The following is a 20,522-nucleotide window of genomic DNA, read 5'->3' on the forward strand; positions in this document are numbered from 1 at the left end:
GATGGCGGTGCTGAATATATCAGTGCTACCTTAACAAGTGTATTAGCGTAAACAACATGACTTCGGTCAGTGAAAGAGGGAATAGCTGTGAGCAATCTTGAGGTTGGAATCGTCGGACTGCCGAATGTGGGCAAGAGCACGCTTTTCAATGCGATTACGAAGGCGGGAGCGGAGGCGGCAAACTATCCGTTTTGCACGATTGAGCCGAATGTCGGCGTGGTGGCGGTGCCGGATGCACGACTGAAGGTGCTGACCGATCTCTATCATTCGAAAAAGACGACACCTGCGAGCGTTCGTTTCGTCGATATTGCGGGACTCGTGAAGGGCGCGTCAAAGGGCGAGGGGCTCGGCAACAAGTTCCTCGAGCACATCCGTCAGGTGGATGCCGTGGCGCATGTTGTCCGCTGCTTCGAGAGCTCGGACATCACGCACGTTGAGGGGGCGGTCGATCCGCTGCACGACATCGACATCATCGAGACGGAGCTCTGCCTTGCCGATCTCGAAGCCGTGGAGAAGCGCATGGCGAAGGTGACGAAGCTGCTGAAATCCGGCAGCAAGGAGGCAAAGGCAGAGCACGCCGCGCTTGAGCGTCTGAAAACGGCGCTCGATGAGGGGAAGCCTGCGCGCGAGGTGGAGCTCTCGGACGAGGAGCAGGCGATACTGCGCGATCTGAACCTCCTCACACGCAAGCCGATCCTCTACATTGCAAATGTCGGTGAGGATGAGGCAGCGACGGCGGATGCGGAGAACCCGCATGTGCAGACGGTTAAGGGCTATGCTGCGCGTACGGGCGCGGAGGTCGTGACGGTCTCGGCACGCCTCGAAGAGGAGATTGCAGAGCTGGATGCCGAGGAGGCCGCGGTCTTCCTCGAGGATCTGGGACTCTCTGAGAGCGGGCTTGACCGTCTCATTCACGGCGCCTTCTCCCTGCTCGGTCTCCAGACCTTCCTCACTGCGGGGGAGGATGAGTGCCGCGCGTGGACGATTACACGCGGGACGACAGCGCCGAAGGCGGCGGGCAAGATTCACACGGACTTTGAGCGCGGCTTCATCCGCGCCGAGATTGTGAACTATGACGATCTCGTCACGCTCGGCAGCGTGGCGGCAGCACGCGATAAGGGACTTGTACGCCTTGAGGGCAAGGAGTACGTCATGCGCGATGGAGATGTTGTAAACTTTAGGTTTAATGTCTGATTTTTCCCTGTCACTATAGACAAGCGCAGCATTTTGCGTTAAAATTCATTCGGTCATTTTATGAGGATGTTATGAAAGGAAGTGAAGAGATGGACGATACACCTTTGCAGCCAGACCCATACTTATGCAATCCGTCCTCTCTTCGCCTCTGTGCTTTGCACTGACGTGGGAGGGCGGTCGGAAAGGAGCGCCAACCCTTGCTGCAAATCTATAAATCCATGGAATCCGGCCCCCTTCAGGAGCTATCACTCAAGACGCTCACAAAGGGGGCATGGATCAACATTGTCAACCCGACGCCGTACGAGCTAAAGGTCGTGAGTACGCTGACGGAGGTCGATCCCGACTTCCTGCGCTCGGCACTCGACGATGAGGAGCGGTCACATACAGATGTCGAGGACGACTCGGTCATGATCCTGACGAATGTGCCCGTCTATCGCGGCGAGGACAGCTACGATACGCTGCCACTCGCGATTATCCTCACGGACGAGCACATTATCACCGTCTGCCTCGAGGAAACGCCCGTGATGGCGGAGTTCAACGAGCGCACGGCGAAGCTCTTCCGCACCTATAAGAGGACGCGATTCCTCTTTCAGATCCTATACAAATCCGATGTGTTCTATCTGCGCTATCTGCGCCAGATCAGCAAGCTCTCCGAGGAGATTGAGGATCGTCTGCGCCACGATATGAAGAACAGCGAGATCCTGCGCCTTCTGCAGCTGCAAAAGGGTCTCACATACTTCAATGCGGCACTGCGCTCAAACGGCGCGGTTCTCGACCGCCTCATGCGTCTGCGCACCAACACATCGGTGCATCACATCTTCAAGATGTACGAGGAGGACGAGGATCTCCTCGAGGATGTCATCATCGAGAACAAACAGGCGCGCGAGATGGTGGAGATGTATAGCAAGATCCTTGCCCGTCTCGCGGATACGTTCTCATCGATTGTCTCAAACAATCTGAACCTCGTGATGAAATTCCTGACGGCGATCACGATCATTCTTGCGATTCCGACGGTGATCTCGAGTTTCTTCGGCATGAACGTGCCCGTGCCGTATGAGGGTGATCCGCTCGGCTTTGTCCGCGTGGTCATCATCGCGGTCTGCGTCTCGTCTGCCGTCGTCTATATGCTTTGGCGGAGGGATATGTTTTGATACGCGAGGCGCAGCTCTTGCGCGGGATTATCTTCGGTGATCGGAATACCGATGAATATGTATACATGCCGGCGAGTGAGATCGGAGTCGAACATCCCGTCTATGTGTATGAGGAGGGGATGAAGCGCCGCGACATCGACCTCGCTGAGGCGCTTCATCTCATACGCGTGCGCGATCTCAGACCTACGACACATCCACTTCTCGGACGAACGAGCTGCTGAGGGCAGCTCGTTTTTTGATAGAGCTATTAGATATTTTCATAATAAAAAACGATGAGAAAAATCCGTGATTTCAACTCTTGAGAAAGTGTATCTTGTTTACAAGCCTGTTTTTCCGTTGTATAATAAATAGAAAGTATTGAATCAGTGTTCCTCCATAGATATTCTTTTTGATTCTTTTTATCAAAATGAATGAGAGGGGACAAATTCTTTGCTCATGTGGTTATATTTTAATATTTTTTGGAATGCACGTGCATTTCCATTGAGAGGGGAGCAGTAACATGGCCAAGAAAATGAAGACGATGGACGGCAACACAGCTGCCGGCTACATCTCCTATGCCTTTACGGATGTGGCGGCAATCTATCCGATCACGCCGTCATCGCCGATGGCAGAGCACGTTGACAGTCTTGCTGCAAAGGGAATGAAGAATATCTTCGGACAGAAGGTACGTCTCATCGAAATGCAGTCGGAGGCGGGTGCTGCGGGTGCAGTGCACGGCTCACTCCAGGCCGGGGCACTCACAACGACCTATACGGCGTCGCAGGGACTCCTGCTCATGATTCCGAATATGTATAAGATCGCGGGCGAACTCCTGCCTGGCGTGTTCCATGTCAGTGCACGCGCCATTGCGGCGTCCTCGCTGAACATTTTCGGCGACCATCAGGATGTCATGGCAGCACGCCAGACGGGCGTTGCCATGCTCGCAGAGTCGAGTGTGCAGGAGGTCATGGATCTCGCGGCTGTTGCGCATCTCGTTGCGATCAAGGGGCGCGTTCCGTTCATTAACTTCTTTGACGGCTTCCGTACCTCGCATGAGATTCAGAAGATCGAGGTCGTGGACTATGCTGATCTTGCGAAGATTCTCGACTGGGATGCGGTCAATGAGTTCCGCCGCCGTGCGCTCAACCCGGATCATCCGGTGGTACGCGGTACAGCACAGAACCCTGACATTTACTTCCAGGGGCGCGAGGCGGTCAACCGCTACTACGATGCGATCCCCGCGCTCGTCGAAGAGGCGATGGCCGAGATGACGAAGATCACGGGGCGTGAGCACCATCTCTTCGACTACTACGGTGCACCCGATGCAGATCGCGTCATCATCGCAATGGGCTCGGTCTGCCAGACGGCGGAGGAGGTTGCCGAATACCTCAATGCACAAGGGGAAAAGGTTGGTCTGCTCTCCGTTCACCTCTATCGTCCGTTCTCGGTTGAGCATTTCTTCAAGTATCTCCCGAAGACGGTGCAGAAGGTCGCTGTTCTCGACCGTACGAAGGAGCCGGGATCGCTCGGCGAGCCGCTTTACCTCGATGTCAAGGCGGCGTACTACAGCTCGGGGATGAATCCCGTCATTGTCGGTGGACGCTATGGTCTCGGCGGCAAGGATACGACACCGGATCAGGTCTTTGCGGTCTACGAGGAGCTGAAAAAGGACGAGCCGATGCACGGCTTTACGCTCGGCATCGTTGACGATGTCACGCACCGCAGTCTCACACCGATCCACGGCGATGTCAACCTCACGAAAGAGGGGACGACGGCGTGCAAGTTCTGGGGTCTCGGTTCGGACGGCACGGTCGGCGCGAACAAGAGCGCGATCAAGATCATCGGTGATAAGACGGATATGTATGCGCAGGCATACTTTGCATACGACTCGAAGAAGTCAGGCGGCATCACGATGAGCCATCTGCGCTTCGGCAAATCGCCCATCATCAGCCCGTACCTCATCAACAAGGCAGACTTCATCTCCTGCTCGCAGCAGTCCTATGTCCGCCAGTACGACCTCCTCGCAGGTCTCAAGAAGGGCGGCACGTTCCTCCTCAATACGTTCTGGTCGGATGAGGAGCTGAACACGCACCTACCCGCATCGATGCGCCGCTACATCGCCTCCAACGACATTCAGTTCTACACGGTGGATGCGGTTCACATCGCCCGCGAACTCGGTCTCGGCGGTCGCTTCAATATGGTCATGCAGTCGGCGTTCTTCAAGCTTGCGAACATCATTCCCATCGACGACGCGGTCAAGTATCTCAAGGATGCAGTTGTCACATCCTATGGCAGCAAGGGCGAAAAGGTCGTCAACATGAACAACGGTGCGATCGATCACGGCATCGAGTCGCTCCATCGCGTGAATGTTCCTGCCGAGTGGAAGGATGCTGTCGATGAGGAGGTTCCGGTCAACGCAAAGACACCGGAGTTCATCACGAAGGTTCAGAACGTCATGAACCGTCAGGAGGGCGACAAGCTCAAGATCTCCGAGCTGCTCAGCATGGAGGACGGTACGTTCCCTGTTGGCGGTACGGCATTTGAGAAGCGCGGTACGGCGATCTCTGTCCCCGTATGGCGTCCGGAGAAGTGTATCCAGTGTAATCAGTGCGCCTTTGTCTGCCCGCACGCAACGATTCGTCCTGTGCTGACGACGGATGAGGAGCTTGCAGCAGCACCCGAGGGGATGCAGTCCGTGAAGTCGCGTCCGGCGAAGGGGTTGAACCTCACGATTGCCGTCTCGACGCTCGATTGCCTCGGCTGCGGCAACTGTGCACAGGTCTGCCCGGGCAAGGCGCTCGATATGACGCTGCTCGACGACAACCTCCGCGATGCGCAGAAGTACTTTGACTATGGCGTGGACACGGAGAAGGTCTCGGTCAAGAACGTCCCGATGAAGAAGACGACGGTCATCGGCTCGCAGTTCGAGCAGCCGCTCTTCGAGTTCTCGGGTGCGTGCGCAGGCTGCGGCGAAACACCGTACGCAAAGCTCGTCACGCAGCTTTTCGGCGACCGCATGATGATCGCCAATGCAACGGGCTGCTCCTCCATTTGGGGCGCAAGCGCACCTGCAATCCCGTATACGAAGAACCCGAAGGGGTACGGCCCTGCATGGGCAAACTCGCTGTTCGAGGACAATGCAGAGTATGGTCTTGGAATGCTGCTCGGCACGAAGGCAGTGCGCGAATCCATCGCGGCTGCAGTAAAACAGGCACTTGAGGAGAAGAAGGGCTCTGCCGAACTTCAGGCAGCAATGCAGCTCTGGCTCGAAAAGCGGGACAGCGGTGAGGGTACGCGTGACCGTGCCGACCTCCTGCGTGAGCTTCTCGAAAAGGAGAAGGGCACGGACGAACTTCTCTGCCGCATCTACAAGGACAACGACTACTTCGTCAAGCGTTCTCAGTGGGTCTTCGGCGGCGACGGCTGGGCATACGACATCGGCTTCGGCGGCGTGGATCACGTGCTTGCGTCGGGCGAGGATGTCAACGTCATGGTCTTTGATACCGAGGTCTACTCGAACACGGGTGGACAGGCATCGAAGTCGACCCCAGCAGCGGCGATTGCAGAGTTTGCAGCAACGGGCAAGAAGACGAAGAAGAAGGATCTCGGCATGATGGCGATATCCTACGGCTACATCTATGTGGCGCAGATTGACATGGGCTCCGATCAGAATCAGGTACTCAAAGCGATCAGCGAGGCGGAGGCATATCCGGGACCGTCCCTCATCATTGCCTACTCGCCGTGTATCAATCATGGCATCCGCAAGGGCATGGGCTGTGCACAGCTCGAGGGCAAACTTGCCGTCGAGTGCGGCTATTGGGCGAACTATCGCTACAACCCGCAGCTCATCGAGGCGGGCAAGAATCCGTTCACGCTTGACTCCAAGGAGCCGGATTTCTCGAAGTTCCAGGAATTCCTGCTCGGCGAGAACCGCTACATCAGCCTGAAGAGCAACTTCCCCGAGGCGGCGGAAGCACTCTTCGAGAAGACGCAGAAGGATGCTGAGGTACGTTACAACAACTATAAGAAACTTGCAGGCAAGGCATAAGCTTCCCTGAGGTCTGGGCTGCCGTGAAGATTTTCACGGCAGTTTTTTCTTGACATTTTATTAACATAGCAATATAATATGCAAACAATGTTTTATATGGGATTTGAATTTGGGAGGAGTTATATATGGCAGAGCAAAAAAATGCTGCGCCTGTGCGTGATGAGGTGGAGCAGAAAGCGCAGGCGGCGCTTTCTGCGGCGAAATTGAACAATCAGAAGAGACAGGTTGTGCTTTGGATTGGTGCGCTCATCGTTGGCGGCATACTAGGTTGGGTGAATGTACCCGTACTGAATGAGCTGTTTAACTTTATTGCGACAGTATTCACGCGTCTGTTCCAGTTCGTTGCCGTGCCGACCATTGCACTCGCTGTTATCACGACGCTTGCGGCACTTGGAACGAAGCGGGATACAGGACGAATCTTTGCACACGCTGTTACCTATACGCTGCTTACAACTGTGTGCGCAGCGGCGGTGGGGCTTGCACTCTTCCTTTGGCTCGCACCTGCAAATCTGCCGACCGAGGTTGTCGGCGCAGGCGCGTCGGATGTACCTGGGAAACTTGAAGGGCTGTCCTACTACGATCACTTCCTTTCCATTGTACCGAACAATGTGCTTGCGCCATTTGTCTCGGGCAATGTGCTCTCCGTTATGCTTGTTGCGGCGGCGGTGGGGCTTGGACTCGCCTTTGCACCCAAAACGGAGAATCGCGAGATGCTCCTGAAAGGGATTCACGGCTTGCAGGAACTGCTCTTTACCCTGATTCGCGGGCTGCTGACGGTGCTGCCTATTGGGATTCTCGCCTTTGCCGCACAGCTTGCGGCGCAGATTGAGGCGGGCGTTATCGTCGGATCTCTGGGTGTCTACACCGCTGTTGTCATTGGAGGAAATCTGATTCAGTTCTTTGTTGTGATTCCATTCTTCCTCGCCGTGCGTGGCTTGAATCCCGTACGCGTTTTCCGTCAGATGGCTCCCGCTGTCGCAGTTGCGCTCTTTACAAAGAGTTCGGCAGGCACACTGCCCGTAACGCTCGCCTCGGCGGAGCAGCGCCTTGGTGCGCATCCGTCCGTTGCGCGCTTCGTCCTGCCTATCTGCACGACGATCAATATGAACGGCTGCGCCGCATTCATCCTCGTGACATCGCTCTATGTCATGCAGAACGCGGGGATGGAGCTGACGCTTGGCACGATGGTCAGCTGGCTCTTCATTGCCGTACTGGCCGCTGTAGGCAATGCGGGCGTACCGATGGGCTGCTACTTCCTGACACTCTCGCTCATGGCGTCCATTGGTGCGCCCGTCGGACTCATGGGCATCATCCTGCCGATCTACTCCGTCATCGACATGATCGAGACGGCGGAGAATGTCTGGTCGGATTCGGCTGTGTGCGCGATCACGAATCACGAGCTGGCGGATACGCTTGCAGACGATGAGGAACTTGCTCCGACTGCCTGAGCAGCATGGTATAGTATAGCTGAAAAGCCTCTGAATAATTTCGTTCAGAGGCTTTTCAGCGTTTCCACCTATAATGCATCATAGAATCGGAAGTCTAAGGAATGTTTTTTGACAAAGGAGATGTGGATGATGTTCAGCTATGGAAAACAGATTGCAGGTATTGCACTTGGTGTCAGCCTTCTTGGCTCTGCGGCGGCGGAGGCTGCTGTGCCGCAGGATGCGCTCGTTGTCGGCGGTATCGAATACGGAGCATCGGAGTCCTATGTCCGCAGCGTCTACGGTGCGCCGCGCGAGGTCGAGACGAAGTTTGATTCGATTTATGCAGGTGGTCAGGGCGTCGAGTGGGAATATGGCAGCGACTTCGATATCGTCTTTGTCAATGATATGGTGCGCCGCGTGGAGATCGGCGCACGCAACGGTATTCAAACGAAGGACGGCATCGCCGTTGGTTCCGATGTGAATGCGCTCGTTGCCGCATATGGTCAGCCGGATGCCATCCGCGGAGACAAGTACATCTACTATGTGGATGGGGATGCGTCAATCGGATTTAGCTTCGAAATTGAGAACGGCCGCGTTGATGAGATCAATATGGGGCTGATCCGTTAATTTGGGCATCTGAGGCACAGGTTCACGATCTGCGCCGTCATCAGAGGGAATGATTTTGGGGGAGAGAATCATTGAATATACGGATGTGTGCAGCCTTTGTTGGGATTGCAGTCCTTGCAGGAGTGGCGGCAAGCCTTGCGGTGGATGCGTACCGCTCTGCGGTGACAGTGCCGCCCGGCGTGGACGGGGGGAAGCGCGTTACGATTGCGCGGGACTCCGTTGAGCAGACGCTCTCGGCGGACGATGCGGTGAAGCGTGAGGCGGAGGCTCTGCGTCAGCACCGTGCGGAGGAGCAAAATTCGGCGGCGCGTATTGTCCGCGAAGCACTCGTGCTCGGTGACATTTCCTACGGTGCGACGGAGGCAGATGTGCGTGCGCGTTACGGCGCGCCCTATGAGACGGAGTCGGAACGATCCATGCGCTACGCCGGAAAGCAGGTCGTCGAATATGATTATGCGGACAGCCTATCGCTCGACTTCGTGGACGGTTTCGTGCGTCTCGTCAAAATATCGGAGCGCAGCTCTCTCGCCTCGGGCAAGGGTGTTCGTATCGGTACCCCCGTGGAGGAACTGCGCCGCGTATACGGCGAGCCGAGCATGATCTACGGAGAGGATTATATCTACTTCTCCGAGGAGGATCCGACCATCGGCTTCGCCTTCGAGATCGAGCACGGTCGCGTTGAGGAGATCAAGATGGGGGATCTGGGACTCTGACACGCGTATCACAGATGAATATGTAAGATTATACAGCCCGTATGCCACTCACTAGGTATACGGGCTGTTGTCATGTTAAAATATTGCGAGAGCGCATAATTATTGACGCTCCCCTCATTTTCTGCTATAACTTAGTGTATGTTGCGCGCGGCAATGAGCGGCGTTGGCGTATATTTTTTTCGATGAGGAGTGACGACGATGAAGCTGGTTGTGACGATTGTCGGGCGGGATCAGGTCGGTATTGTGGCAATGGTGAGCGGGATTCTCGCGGAGCAGCGCGTGAATATCATGAATGTGAACCAGAACATCATGGACGGTTTCTTCAATATGGTCATGATTGCGGAGATGCCGGATGATGCGGAGATTCGCCTAAAAGATCTGCAGGAGCTTCTGCGGGAGAAGGGCGAGGAGAGCGGTCTCCAGATTAAAGTCCAGCATCAGGATATCTTTCAGGTCATGCACAGCGTGTGAGCGAGGAGCAGCAGAGTGACTACATTTGAGGACATCCGCGAAACAAATCGGATGATTACGGAGAACCGTCTCGATGTGCGCACGATCACGATGGGAATCTCCCTGCGGGACTGTGCACATCCGAACATCGACAAGTTCTGCCAGAATGTCTACGAGAAAATCACGCGCTCGGCGGAGTACCTTGTGCGTACGGGCGAGGACATCGAGACGGAGTACGGCATCCCCATCATCAACAAGCGCATCTCTGTCACGCCGATTGCGATTGCGGCGGACGCGTGTCAGACGGACTCCTTCGTACCCGTCGCGGAGGCGCTTGACCACGCGGCGAAGGCGGTCGGCGTCAACTTCATTGGCGGCTTTTCCGCGCTCGTCGAAAAGGGGATGACGCACGGCGACCGCGTGCTCATCGACTCGATCCCGCAGGCGATGGCGGCGACGGATATTGTCTGCTCCTCGGTGAACATCGGCTCGACGAAGGCGGGCATCAATATGGATGCCGTGCGCGAGATGGGCGAGACAATCAAGCGCACGGCGGAGCTGACGCGCGAGCAGGAGGCAATCGGCTGCGCAAAGATTGTCGTGTTCTGCAACGCGCCGGGAGACAACCCGTTCATGGCGGGCGCGTTCCACGGTGTTGCCGAGGGCGACCGCGTCATCAATGTCGGGGTCAGCGGCCCCGGCGTCGTCAAGCACGCGCTTGAGGATCTCAAGGGCGCGGACTTCACGGAGATTGCGGAGACGATCAAGCGCACGGCGTTCAAGATTACGCGCGTGGGTCAGCTCGTTGCACGCGAGGCAGCGCGTCGCCTCGGCGTGCCGTTCGGTATCATCGATCTCTCGCTTGCGCCAACCTCGGAGGTCGGCGACAGTGTGGCGCGCATTCTCGAGGAAATGGGGATTGAGGCGTGCGGTGCACCGGGCACGACGGCAGCGCTTGCGCTCCTCAACGATGCAGTCAAGAAGGGCGGACTCATGGCGAGCTCCCATGTCGGCGGGCTCTCGGGAGCATTCATTCCCGTCAGCGAAGACGAGGGCATGATCGATGCCGTACAGCGCGGCAGCCTCTCGATTGAAAAGCTCGAGGCGATGACCTGTGTCTGCTCGGTCGGGCTCGATATGATCGCAATCGAGGGTGATACGCCCGCCACGACGATTGCGGCAATCATTGCGGACGAGGCGGCAATCGGCATGGTGAACAACAAGACTACGGCGGTGCGCGTCATTCCCGTGCCCGGCAAGAAGGTAGGCGAGGGGGTGTCGTTCGGCGGTCTCCTCGGCTACTCGCCGATCGTCCCCGTGCGCAGCGGGTTTAGCTCTGCGGCGTTCATCGCGCGTGGCGGGCGCATTCCGGCACCGACGAGGTCGCTGACGAACTGATATGAGAGTAACGAAAGCCATCAAGGCGGAGCAGCTCCGTATTCTCCGCACCCTCTATCCCAACGCCAAGCCGGCACTCGAGTTCCAGTCACCGTTCGAGCTCCTCATCGCGGTGATCCTCTCGGCGCAGTGCACGGATGTGCGTGTCAATCTCGTGACGAGCCGCCTCTTCCCGTATGCGAATACGCCCGAGGCAATCGCGGCGCTCGGGCAGACGAAGCTCGAGGCTGCAATTCACGACTGCGGGTTCTTCCGCATGAAGGCAAAGCATATCCTAGAGACCTGTGACATCCTCCTGAGGGAATACGGCGGGGAAGTTCCTGCGGACTTTGATGCCCTGCAGCGCCTCCCCGGCGTCGGGCGCAAGACGGCAAATGTTGTGATGAGCGTCGCATTTCACGCGCCTGCAATCGCCGTCGATACGCACGTCTTTCGCGTGTCGAACCGCCTGCGGCTTGCGGTTGGCAAGACCCCGCTCGAGGTGGAGAAGGGGCTGCAAAAGGCTATCCCACGCGAGGATTGGAGCGATGCACATCACTGGCTGATCCTGCACGGGCGTCAGCTCTGCAAGGCGCGCAAACCGCTCTGCGGGCAGTGCCCGCTTGCGCCGATCTGTCCGAGCAGTGCAGCGTAGAAATTCTGGAAAGGGGGTGGGGGCATGATTTACCGAAAGGCGCGGTTCGATGACATCGAGTCCATATACGGGCTTGTGCATATCTATGCGGCACAGGGGGAGATGCTCCCGCGCTCACGCAACACGCTCTATGAGAATCTGCGCGATATGATTGTTGCAGAGGACGCGGGTGCGGTCGTCGGCGTCGGTGCCCTGCATATCATGTGGGATCGGCTTGCCGAGGTGCGGATGATGGCGATTGCCCCTGCCCATACGCGGCAGGGGATCGGTGCCGAGATTGTCGGATATCTGCTCATGGAGGGGGATGCACTCGGGATTGAGAAGGTGTTTACGCTGACCTACAAGCCCGATTTTTTCCGCAAGCTCGGCTTTATCCGCATCAGCCGAGAGGAACTGCCGCAGAAGGTTTGGAAAGAGGGCATTGACTGCCCGAAGTATCCGAACTGTGATGAGATTGCCATGATAAAGGTATGATGGAGGCGTATTATGATTGTCGTTATGAATTCCAGAGCCACACAGGAAAATATCGATCAGGTCACGGCGAAGATCGAACAGGCAGGGCTTCGCACGCACCTGTCGAAGGGCGAGGATCGCTTCATCATTGGTGTGATCGGCGATAAGAAGGTCATCGCGGGGCTTGAGATGAATATGATGGAAGGAGTTGAGAAAACGGTTCGTATCACAGAGAAATACAAGCTTGTCAGCCGCGATTTCCATCCGTCAAACTCCATTGTGGACGTCGCGGGGTTCCCCGTCGGCGGCGAGCAGCTTGCCATCATGGCGGGACCCTGCTCGGTCGAGAGTTACGATCAGCTCTATGAAGTTGCGATCAAGGTCAAGGCGGCCGGTGCTCAATTCCTGCGCGGTGGTGCATTCAAGCCGCGTACGAGCCCCTATGACTTCCAAGGACTCGGGCTGGAGGGGCTGAAGATCCTCCGCGATGTGGCGGATAAGACCGATCTGCTCGTCGTGACCGAGGTCGTGGACAAGGACGACATCGAACTCGTCGCAGAGTATGCCGATCTGTTGCAGGTCGGTGCGCGCAATATGCAGAATTTCCAGATGCTCAAGGCACTCGGCAGGACGCAGACGCCTGTGCTCTTCAAGCGCGGACTGTCCGCAACGATCAGCGAGTGGCTGAACGCCGCCGAGTACATTGCTGCGGGCGGGAACGGGAACATCATCTTCTGCGAGCGCGGAATCCGCACCTACGAGACCTATACGCGCAATACGATGGATCTCAACGCCGTTGCGGCGCTCAAGGAGCTCACACATCTCCCCGTCATTGCCGATCCGAGTCATGGGACGGGGCGCTGGCAGATGGTGCGTCCGCTCGCGCGTGCCTCTGTGGCCGTCGGGGCGGACGGCCTCATTATTGAGGTTCACTGCCACCCCGAATGCGCACTTTCGGACGGCGATCAGAGCCTTGTTCCACGCAACTTCGAGCAGCTGATGGATGAGGTGCGTCAGATCGCCCCCGCAGTCGGTCGGCACGCATGATGCAGACAAAGCTCGCCATCATCGGCGTCGGTCTCATCGGCGGCTCGCTCGGGCTCGCGCTCAAGGACGCGCTTGGTGAGGACATCCATATCACAGGACTCTGCCGCACGGAGACATCCATGTGCGCGGCAATGGCGTGCGGTGCCGTGGACTTTGCCTCATCCGATCTGAAAGAAGTGGTGGGGGAGGCGGATATTGTATACCTCAGCCCGCCCGTCCTTCAGATTGTGCCGATGGTCGAGCGCATCCTGCCCTATCTGAAAGACGGTGCGATCCTCACCGACGCAGGCAGCACGAAGGGCTATATCTACGAGGCTCTGCATAGGATTCTGCCCCCGCATGTGTACTATGTGCCGGGGCATCCGATGACGGGGCGTGAAAAGAGCGGCGTCGAGGCGGCGACGAAAGACCTTTTTGTAGGAAAAGCATATGTCATCATCGACGACGAGACGGTGCCGCAGAAGGTCAAAGAGCGATTGATGGCGCTCCTGAGGCATACGCGCGCGAACTTCACGACGCTTGATCTCGCACAGCATGACCGCTGCGCCGCCGTTATCAGCCACGTGCCGCATCTTGCAGCGGCGGCGCTCGTCACACTGCTGAACCGTAGCGGCGATGATCTGGACTCCTGCCTGAAGCTCATCGGCGGCGGATTCAAGGACACCACGCGCATTGCGTCGTCCAACGCGGATATGTGGGCGGACATCTGTATGACGAACGGCGTGCCGATTGCGGACTCGCTGCGTGAACTGCAGGCAATCCTCGGCGAGGTCATCACAGCGGTTGAGCGCGGGGATCGACAGGCGGTGCACGATTATTTTGCCGCATCGAAGGAGCGCCGCGACGGTATTCTGCACGATGCAGAACAAAAATTTGATACGAATTGATGTTTTTTTTCAAAACCCTCTTTTTTTTAGAACGTACATATGCTATGATATAAAAGACTATATGTGTACGAACGAACCTGTCAGGGGGTATTACCGTGAAGAAAACCAGAATCTCCACACGGCGTCAATCCGAGATCTTGCAGTACATCAAGGATTTCTTGGTCGAGAAGGGCTATCCGCCCTCGGTGCGCGAGATCGGAACAGCCGTCGGACTGAAGTCAAGTTCGACGGTACATCGCTATCTCGCCATGCTCGAGGAGAACGGCGCGATTCGACGCGATGCGACGAAGCCGCGTGCGATCGACATCATGGGCGAGAACCCGTGGGGGCGTACGCTCCCTGTGCCGCTTGTCGGCACGGTGACAGCGGGTGAGCCGATTCTCGCGGAGCAGAACGTCGAGGAGGTCTTCTCCTTCCCCCGCGCGCTGCTTGGAACCTCGGAGGATGTATTCATGCTACGCATACAGGGCGACAGCATGATCAACGTCGGCATCTTCGACGGGGACTTCGTCCTCGTGCGTCAGCAGCCGACGGCGAACAACGGGGATATCGTCGTGGCGCTGATCGACGGCGAGTCGGCGACGGTGAAGCGCTTCTTCCGCGAGAAGACCTGCATACGCCTGCAGCCGGAGAACGATTCGATGGAGCCGTTCTACGAGACGGATGTGCAGATTCTCGGCAAGGTCATCGGACTCTATCGTCACATTTGATGGACATTTCGAGAGCGTTGTGTGAAAAGTACGGCGCTCTCTTTTCATTTCCATGGAAGAATGTTATAATAACTCTGTTTTCTCTTGTGGAGATTTATTTGTATGGCAAAGGGCGAATTACGTAGCGGATATACAACGGGGGCGTGCGCGGCGGCGGGCGTCAAGGCGGCGTTCCTCCATATGGCGGGGGCGGACTGGCGCGAGGTCAGGCTGACGGCACTGGACGGCACGCCTCTGACGATTCCCGTGAAGGATGTTGTCGAGACGGCGGAGGGGATTCGCGCGGAGGTCGTGAAGTTCTCGGGCGATGACCCCGATATCACGAACGGTGTCTCTGTGTTCACAACGCTTATGCTTCTCGATGAAACGGATGATATTGAATTTCGCGCAGGCGAGGGCGTAGGTACGGTGACGAAACGCGGCATGAGTCTCCCCGTCGGTGAGCCGTCGATCAATATGGGGCCGCGGACATTGATCCGCAATGTCGTGGAGGAGATGATGGGGAGCGTCGATGTCGGCGCGCGCGTGACGATCTCCATCCCCGCAGGTGTGGAACTGGCGAAGAAAACGCTCAATCCCGTGCTCGGTATCGAGGGTGGAATCTCCGTGATCGGGACGACGGGGGTGCTCCGCCCGATGTCGGAGGAAGCGTTCAAGGACTCCCTCGTACCGCAGATCAACGTAGCGCTTGCCGCAGGCGAGCCTGTACTTGTCTTTGTCCCCGGCAAGATTGGGGAGCGCATTGCGCTCTCGCTCGGTGTCTCGCAGTCGGCGCTGATCGAGACGAGCAACTTCATTGGCTTTATGCTCGATCGTGCGGCGGAGCGCGGCGCGGAGAAAATCCTCATCCTCGGGCATACGGGCAAGCTCGTGAAGATGGCGGCGGGCGTATTCCACACGCACAACCGCGTTGCGGATGCGCGCCTTGAGACGCTTGCTGCCTATGCGGCAGCGGAGGGGCTGGCGCAGGAGGCGGTACGCGCCGTGCTCGCGTCGAATACGACGGAGGATGCAATGGAGGTCATTGCCGAGGCAGGGCTTGCGGAGCGTGTCTGTGCCGTCATCGCCGAGCGCGTGCACGTCCGTGCGGAACGCTATCTCTTCGGCAAAGTTCAGGTCGGCGCGCTGATGGTGAACTTTGCAGGGGATATTCTCGGTGCGGATGCGCGGGCGCTTTCCTTTGCCCGTGACTATGGATGGAGACTGAACCGTGAGTCATAAAATTATCGTTGTCGGCATCGGCCCTGGAGATTCTGCGTATTTGTTGCCAAAAGCACAGAAAACAATCGAAAATGCGCGTATCCTTGTTGGGGGGAAGCGTGCGCTTGCGGATTTTTCGCACAGCGGGGCGCGCGAGTGCGCCATCGGTGCGGATATTCCGGGCATACTTTCCTTTATACGCGATGCACTTGCGGCAGATGATGTCGTCGTCATGGTCTCAGGTGATCCCGGCTACTATTCGCTGCTCGACGCGCTGCGGCGCAGCTTTCCCATCGGGCAGATCGAGGTCATCCCGGGTATCAGCTCCCTGCAGATGGCATTTGCGCGGCTGGCGCTGCCGTGGCACGCTGCGCGGCTTCTCAGCTTTCATGGGCGTGAACCGCATGAGGCAGAGCTTCTCCGCACGGAGGGCGCTGTGCTCGGCATGCTGACGGATGGGCGGAACAACTCGCAGACTATTGCCGCGCGTTTGATGGCGCACGGATGGAGCAGCGATGACACCATGTATGTTTGCACGCGGCTTTCGTATGCAGATGAGCAGATTACAGAAATGACGATAGGTCAGGCGGCGGACACGGACGGCATCGGGCACGGTGTCATCATTGTCTGTGCGCATGAGGAGAAATATTGATGAATCTTGGGATCAAAGACGAGGAATTTGTGCGCGGCAAGGTGCCTATGACGAAGGAGGAGATTCGCATCCTTACGCTCGTCAAGGCGCAGATTGCGCCCAATGCCGTCGTCTATGACATCGGTGCGGGCACGGGCTCACTCTCGATCGAGGCGGCACGGCTTGCACCTGCGGGGTATGTGTACGCGATTGAGAAGAACCCCGAGGGAATCGGGCTGATCGCGGAGAATGCAAAGAAGTTCTCCGTGGAGAATATCAGTGTCGTGGAGGGGGCTGCCCCCAATGCGCTGGCGGGTCTGCCGGCGCTGGATGTGGCTCTGATCGGCGGCAGCGGACGACGCCTCGCGGATATTCTGGATATCATTGGGGAGCGTCTGCGCCCCGATGGGCGCATTGTGGCGAATGCAATTACAATGCAGACGGTCGCCGCCTGTCTGGACTATTTCCACGCACACGCAGACCGCTATACCTACGAGGCGATACAGGTGCAGATCAGCCGACTGGAGCGCGTCGGTCCGTACGATATGGCAAAGGCGCTCAATCCCATTTACATTATCACTGCTCAAAGAAAGTGAGGAACATATATGATTCATATTGTCGGTGCGGGTCCCGGTGATCCTGAACTCATCACGGTAAAGGGCTCACGCTATCTTGCGGAGGCGGATGTCGTGATCTATGCGGGGTCGCTTGTCAATCCGGCTCTCCTTGACTACTGCAAGGAAGGGGTGGAGATCCACAACTCGGCGCATATGACGCTGGACGAGGTGGTGGAAGTTATCGCGCAGGCAGAAGCCGACGGAAAGATGACCGTGCGCCTCCATACGGGTGATCCCGCGATCTACGGGGCGATACAGGAGCAGATGGACGCATGGGAGAAGCGCGGCTTTGCATACGATGTTGTGCCCGGTGTCAGCTCCTTTCTCGGGACGGCGGCGGCGCTGCGGCAGGAGTATACGCTGCCTGGCATCTCTCAGACGGTCATCATCACGCGCAACGAGGGACGTACGCCCGTGCCGGAGCGCGAGAAGCTGCGCAGCCTTGCCGCACATCATGCGACGATGTGCATCTTCCTCTCGATTGCAATGATCGAGGAGGTTGCGGCGGAGCTGATCGCGGGCGGCTACGAGGAGACCACGCCGATTGCAATCGTACAGCGTGCGACATGGCCGGAGCAGAAGATCCTGCGCGGTACGCTCGCGACGATTGCGGAGCAGGTGAAGGCAGAGGAGATCGACCGCACAGCGATGATCGTGGTTGGGGACTGCCTCAATACGGAATATGAGCTCTCGCAGCTCTACGCACCGCAATTCTCGCACATGTTCCGGGACGCGAAAGCATGAGGACAGCGCTCTTTGCGCTCACTGTGGGCGGTGCGGCTCTCGCAGACCGCCTCGCGGGCGCTGTGGAGGGCGGTGTGACGGTGCATCTGCCCGAGCGTCTGCGCGGCAGTGTTGTTTCGACGGAGCATGACATCGTGTATTTTGAACGCCTCGCAGATGTCATGCGTGAAGCGTTCACACGCTATGATGCACTCGTCTGCGTGATGGCGACGGGTATTGTTGTGCGCATGATTGCGCCCTATGTGGAAAATAAATTATACGATCCTGCCGTCCTCGTCTTTGACGAGGCGGGGCGGCACGGCATCAGCCTCCTCTCGGGGCATATCGGCGGCGCGAATGAACTCACGCGGAAGCTCTGCGCAGCGGTGGGCGCCGACCCCGTCATTACGACGGCAACGGATGTGACGGGCATGCTTGCCCCTGATGCGATTGCCGCGCGGCTTGCGCTGCGCCCCGTGCCGAAATCGGCAATACAGGTGCTGAACACGGCGCTGCTCGAGGGCAAGGAAATCGCGTATTACATTGCGAGCGATTTGCCGCATGCCGCATTCTACGAGGCGCAGCTGCGCGCGGAGGAAGTGCAGGCACGTCTCTTTCGTGGGGCTATACCGCCCGTGGGGGCGGATGAGTACCGCGTCATTATCACGGCGGCGGATGACCTTCCGCAGGAAAATGCGCCGCGCACACTGTATCTCGTGCCGCGTCGTCTCATTGCGGGCATCGGCTGCCGCGCGGGTATCCCCGAGGCGAAGATCCTGCGTGCGCTGACGGAGGCGTGCGGCATAATCGGCAGAGAGCCGTCTGGCATCGATCTCCTCGCGAGCACGACGGTCAAGCGCGATGAGGCGGGGCTGCTCGCGGCGGCGGAGACGCTCGGGCGGGAGATACGCTTTTTCTCGAACGAGACACTTGCAGCAATGATTGAACAATACGGGCTAAAGGAGTCCGATTTTGTCCGACAGACGATCGGCGTCGGGAATGTATCCGAAGCGGCGGCGATCTGTGCGGCAGGTAAAGCAGGCGGGCGCATGGCGCTCGGGAAAACATCATTTGGGAAAGTGACGGTGGCACTCTTATGGGAAAAATAAGTGTTGTGGGCATCGGTCCCGGCAGTCTGGACGATATGACCTACCGCGCACGACGTACGATTGAAGAAGCAACGACGGTCGTCGGCTACAAGCGCTATGTGGATCTTATCGCGAAGCTGGTCGAAGGGAAAAAGGTGCTCGATACGGGCATGACACAGGAGATCGACCGCTGTCGTGCGGCGCTCAAGGAGGCGTCGGCGGGGGAGACGGTCGTCGTCATCTCGAGCGGGGATGCTGGCATCTACGGGATGGCAGGACTCGTGCTCGAGCTGCTTGTGAAGATGGACGAGGCGGAGCGCCCCGAATTCGGCGGCGTCATCCCGGGAGTCTCGGCGATGAGTGCAGCGGCGGGGCTCCTCGGCGCGCCCATCATGCATGACTTCGTTGTCATCAGTCTCTCGGATCTGCTCACACCGTGGGAGATCATTCAGGAGCGCGCAGAGCTCGCGGCAAAGGGAGACTTTGTCACCGCGCTTTACAATCCGCGCAGCAATAAGCGCGTTGGGCAGATCAACGCCGTGCAGGAGATCTTCCTGCGCCACCGTGCAGCCGAGACTCCTGTTGGCATTGTGACGGGGGCGAGCCGTGCGAATGAGGCGACGCTGATCTCCACGCTTGGCGACTTTACGAAGGAGGACATCAATATGTTCTCGCTCGTCATTATCGGCAACTCAAAGACGCGGACGGTGGGCGACTGGATGATTACGCCGCGCGGCTATCAGAAGCGGGAGCCGGGGCTTTGATATTCACGGCAGCAGGCACACAGGACGGACGTGAGATCGTGCGTCGCCTCTGTGTAGCAGGATATGACGTGGCGGCATCGGTCGTCAGCTCCTACGGGCAGCAGCTCCTCGCAGAGCAGCGGGAGAGCGGCAGCGGTCGCCTCCTCATCAATGACACACCACTCGACGAGGATGGCCTGCGCGCATTTTTCACAGAGCATGGCGTGCACGTCTTCGTCGACGCGACCCATCCCTACGCCGTCAATGTCTCGCGCAACGCCATGACGGCGTGCGCTACGGCGGGGATTCCCTACATCCGATTTGAGCGCGATCTCACGGACATTTCGTATGAGAATGTGCATCTCGTGCACTCCTATGAAGAGGCGTCAGAGGTCGCGGCACGCTTCGGGAAAAATATTTTCTTGACGACGGGCAGCCGCAATCTGGAGCGCTTTGTAAAGGCGAAGCCGCTTGCGGACTGTACCCTCATTGCACGCGTTCTGCCGACGGCGGAGGTCATTGCTCTCTGTGAGGGGCTCGGGCTGACGCCGGCGCAGATCATTGCGATGCAGGGGCCGTTCTCGCGCGAACTGAACCGCAGTATGTATGAGAAGTATCAGGCGGATGTTATCATCACAAAGAACAGCGGGACAATTGGCGGCACGGATGCCAAATTTCAGGCGGCGGCGGATCTCAATCTGCCCGTCGTCGTGATCGACCGCCCCGTGCTTTCCTATCCGCATTTGGCACACAGCTATGAAGAAGTAAAGGCATTTGTCGATTCGATCAGTGAATCGTAGAA

At 57.8% G+C, this 20,522-nt stretch carries 21 protein-coding genes; all 21 read left to right on the forward strand.

All coding sequences use genetic code 11. The features are described 5' to 3' along the window. Positions 1-87: 87 nt before the first annotated feature. Positions 88-1,194, forward strand: coding sequence for a redox-regulated ATPase YchF (ychF, locus tag HMPREF9163_RS02365; protein WP_037345729.1), 1,107 nt, complete (start codon positions 88-90; stop codon positions 1,192-1,194). Positions 1,195-1,391: 197 nt separating this feature from the next. Further along, on the forward strand, positions 1,392-2,345 hold the full coding sequence (locus HMPREF9163_RS02370) for a magnesium transporter CorA family protein (RefSeq protein WP_037345732.1): 954 nt from the start codon (positions 1,392-1,394) through the stop codon (positions 2,343-2,345). Further along, positions 2,342-2,566, forward strand: coding sequence for a hypothetical protein (locus HMPREF9163_RS02375; RefSeq protein ID WP_009440044.1), 225 nt, complete (start codon positions 2,342-2,344; stop codon positions 2,564-2,566). The genes HMPREF9163_RS02370 and HMPREF9163_RS02375 overlap by 4 nt, the downstream gene beginning before the upstream one ends. 278 nt (positions 2,567-2,844) lie before the next feature. Further along, the gene (gene nifJ / locus HMPREF9163_RS02380; protein ID WP_009440046.1) at positions 2,845-6,372 is read left to right on the forward strand and encodes a pyruvate:ferredoxin (flavodoxin) oxidoreductase; all 3,528 of its coding nucleotides are present in this window, start codon (positions 2,845-2,847) and stop codon (positions 6,370-6,372) included. Positions 6,373-6,497: 125 nt separating this feature from the next. After that, positions 6,498-7,820: a dicarboxylate/amino acid:cation symporter gene (locus tag HMPREF9163_RS02385; protein WP_009440047.1), complete on the forward strand. Its 1,323-nt coding sequence runs from the start codon at positions 6,498-6,500 to the stop codon at positions 7,818-7,820. Between the two features lie 120 nt (positions 7,821-7,940). Then, positions 7,941-8,426 carry a hypothetical protein gene (locus HMPREF9163_RS02390; protein ID WP_009440048.1) on the forward strand — a complete coding sequence of 162 codons (486 nt, stop codon included), beginning with the start codon at positions 7,941-7,943 and terminating at the stop codon, positions 8,424-8,426. Between the two features lie 83 nt (positions 8,427-8,509). Further along, the gene (locus HMPREF9163_RS02395; protein WP_009440049.1) at positions 8,510-9,139 is read left to right on the forward strand and encodes a hypothetical protein; all 630 of its coding nucleotides are present in this window, start codon (positions 8,510-8,512) and stop codon (positions 9,137-9,139) included. Between the two features lie 198 nt (positions 9,140-9,337). Further along, positions 9,338-9,610, forward strand: a complete 273-nt coding sequence (locus tag HMPREF9163_RS02400; protein WP_009440050.1) for an ACT domain-containing protein — start codon at positions 9,338-9,340, stop codon at positions 9,608-9,610. Positions 9,611-9,625: 15 nt separating this feature from the next. Beyond that, entirely contained in the window at positions 9,626-10,987 is a 1,362-nt protein-coding gene (locus HMPREF9163_RS02405; protein ID WP_037345742.1) for a PFL family protein, read from the forward strand. 1 nt (position 10,988) lies between these two features. Further along, the gene (gene nth / locus HMPREF9163_RS02410; protein ID WP_009440052.1) at positions 10,989-11,621 is read left to right on the forward strand and encodes an endonuclease III; all 633 of its coding nucleotides are present in this window, start codon (positions 10,989-10,991) and stop codon (positions 11,619-11,621) included. A gap of 24 nt (positions 11,622-11,645) precedes the next feature. Beyond that, positions 11,646-12,095, forward strand: coding sequence for an N-acetyltransferase (locus tag HMPREF9163_RS02415; protein ID WP_009440053.1), 450 nt, complete (start codon positions 11,646-11,648; stop codon positions 12,093-12,095). A gap of 12 nt (positions 12,096-12,107) precedes the next feature. Beyond that, positions 12,108-13,121 (forward strand): 3-deoxy-7-phosphoheptulonate synthase, encoded by a 1,014-nt coding sequence (gene aroF / locus HMPREF9163_RS02420; protein ID WP_009440054.1) that lies wholly within the window; start codon positions 12,108-12,110, stop codon positions 13,119-13,121. Beyond that, positions 13,118-14,008 carry a prephenate dehydrogenase/arogenate dehydrogenase family protein gene (locus HMPREF9163_RS02425; protein WP_009440055.1) on the forward strand — a complete coding sequence of 297 codons (891 nt, stop codon included), beginning with the start codon at positions 13,118-13,120 and terminating at the stop codon, positions 14,006-14,008. The genes aroF and HMPREF9163_RS02425 overlap by 4 nt, the downstream gene beginning before the upstream one ends. Before the next feature lie 95 nt (positions 14,009-14,103). Next, on the forward strand, positions 14,104-14,718 hold the full coding sequence (gene lexA, locus HMPREF9163_RS02430) for a transcriptional repressor LexA (RefSeq protein WP_009440056.1): 615 nt from the start codon (positions 14,104-14,106) through the stop codon (positions 14,716-14,718). A gap of 102 nt (positions 14,719-14,820) precedes the next feature. Further along, positions 14,821-15,939, forward strand: coding sequence for a cobalt-precorrin-5B (C(1))-methyltransferase CbiD (cbiD, locus tag HMPREF9163_RS02435; RefSeq protein WP_009440057.1), 1,119 nt, complete (start codon positions 14,821-14,823; stop codon positions 15,937-15,939). Next, positions 15,929-16,570, forward strand: a complete 642-nt coding sequence (cbiE, locus tag HMPREF9163_RS02440) for a precorrin-6y C5,15-methyltransferase (decarboxylating) subunit CbiE (RefSeq protein ID WP_009440058.1) — start codon at positions 15,929-15,931, stop codon at positions 16,568-16,570. Before cbiD ends, cbiE begins: the two co-directional genes overlap by 11 nt. After that, complete coding sequence (gene cbiT, locus HMPREF9163_RS02445) at positions 16,570-17,145, forward strand: precorrin-6Y C5,15-methyltransferase (decarboxylating) subunit CbiT (protein WP_009440059.1); 576 nt, start codon at positions 16,570-16,572, stop codon at positions 17,143-17,145. Before cbiE ends, cbiT begins: the two co-directional genes overlap by 1 nt. Before the next feature lie 9 nt (positions 17,146-17,154). After that, the gene (gene cobM / locus HMPREF9163_RS02450; RefSeq protein ID WP_009440060.1) at positions 17,155-17,910 is read left to right on the forward strand and encodes a precorrin-4 C(11)-methyltransferase; all 756 of its coding nucleotides are present in this window, start codon (positions 17,155-17,157) and stop codon (positions 17,908-17,910) included. Continuing rightward, entirely contained in the window at positions 17,907-18,998 is a 1,092-nt protein-coding gene (locus HMPREF9163_RS02455) for a cobalt-precorrin 5A hydrolase (protein WP_009440061.1), read from the forward strand. Before cobM ends, HMPREF9163_RS02455 begins: the two co-directional genes overlap by 4 nt. Further along, the gene (gene cobJ, locus HMPREF9163_RS02460; RefSeq protein WP_009440062.1) at positions 18,986-19,741 is read left to right on the forward strand and encodes a precorrin-3B C(17)-methyltransferase; all 756 of its coding nucleotides are present in this window, start codon (positions 18,986-18,988) and stop codon (positions 19,739-19,741) included. Before HMPREF9163_RS02455 ends, cobJ begins: the two co-directional genes overlap by 13 nt. Continuing rightward, the gene (cobK, locus tag HMPREF9163_RS02465) at positions 19,738-20,520 is read left to right on the forward strand and encodes a precorrin-6A reductase (protein WP_009440063.1); all 783 of its coding nucleotides are present in this window, start codon (positions 19,738-19,740) and stop codon (positions 20,518-20,520) included. Before cobJ ends, cobK begins: the two co-directional genes overlap by 4 nt. Positions 20,521-20,522: the final 2 nt, after the last annotated feature.

It is taken from the genome of Selenomonas sp. oral taxon 138 str. F0429, from assembly GCF_000318175.2.
Lineage (GTDB): Bacteria > Bacillota > Negativicutes > Selenomonadales > Selenomonadaceae > Centipeda > Centipeda timonae.

Bases quoted from the DNA above. Each gene is read 5' to 3' on its own strand.
- HMPREF9163_RS02390 (WP_009440048.1), top strand. From the start codon at position 7,941: ATGTGGATGATGTTCAGCTATGGAAAACAGATTGCAGGTATTGCACTT.
- cbiD (WP_009440057.1), top strand. From the start codon at position 14,821: ATGGCAAAGGGCGAATTACGTAGCGGATATACAACGGGGGCGTGCGCG.
- HMPREF9163_RS02395 (WP_009440049.1), top strand. From the start codon at position 8,510: ATGTGTGCAGCCTTTGTTGGGATTGCAGTCCTTGCAGGAGTGGCGGCA.
- cobM (WP_009440060.1), top strand. From the start codon at position 17,155: ATGATTCATATTGTCGGTGCGGGTCCCGGTGATCCTGAACTCATCACG.
- aroF (WP_009440054.1), top strand. From the start codon at position 12,108: ATGATTGTCGTTATGAATTCCAGAGCCACACAGGAAAATATCGATCAG.
- nth (WP_009440052.1), top strand. From the start codon at position 10,989: ATGAGAGTAACGAAAGCCATCAAGGCGGAGCAGCTCCGTATTCTCCGC.
- cbiT (WP_009440059.1), top strand. From the start codon at position 16,570: ATGAATCTTGGGATCAAAGACGAGGAATTTGTGCGCGGCAAGGTGCCT.
- HMPREF9163_RS02425 (WP_009440055.1), top strand. From the start codon at position 13,118: ATGATGCAGACAAAGCTCGCCATCATCGGCGTCGGTCTCATCGGCGGC.
- HMPREF9163_RS02385 (WP_009440047.1), top strand. From the start codon at position 6,498: ATGGCAGAGCAAAAAAATGCTGCGCCTGTGCGTGATGAGGTGGAGCAG.
- HMPREF9163_RS02455 (WP_009440061.1), top strand. From the start codon at position 17,907: ATGAGGACAGCGCTCTTTGCGCTCACTGTGGGCGGTGCGGCTCTCGCA.
- HMPREF9163_RS02400 (WP_009440050.1), top strand. From the start codon at position 9,338: ATGAAGCTGGTTGTGACGATTGTCGGGCGGGATCAGGTCGGTATTGTG.
- nifJ (WP_009440046.1), top strand. From the start codon at position 2,845: ATGGCCAAGAAAATGAAGACGATGGACGGCAACACAGCTGCCGGCTAC.
- cobJ (WP_009440062.1), top strand. From the start codon at position 18,986: ATGGGAAAAATAAGTGTTGTGGGCATCGGTCCCGGCAGTCTGGACGAT.
- HMPREF9163_RS02415 (WP_009440053.1), top strand. From the start codon at position 11,646: ATGATTTACCGAAAGGCGCGGTTCGATGACATCGAGTCCATATACGGG.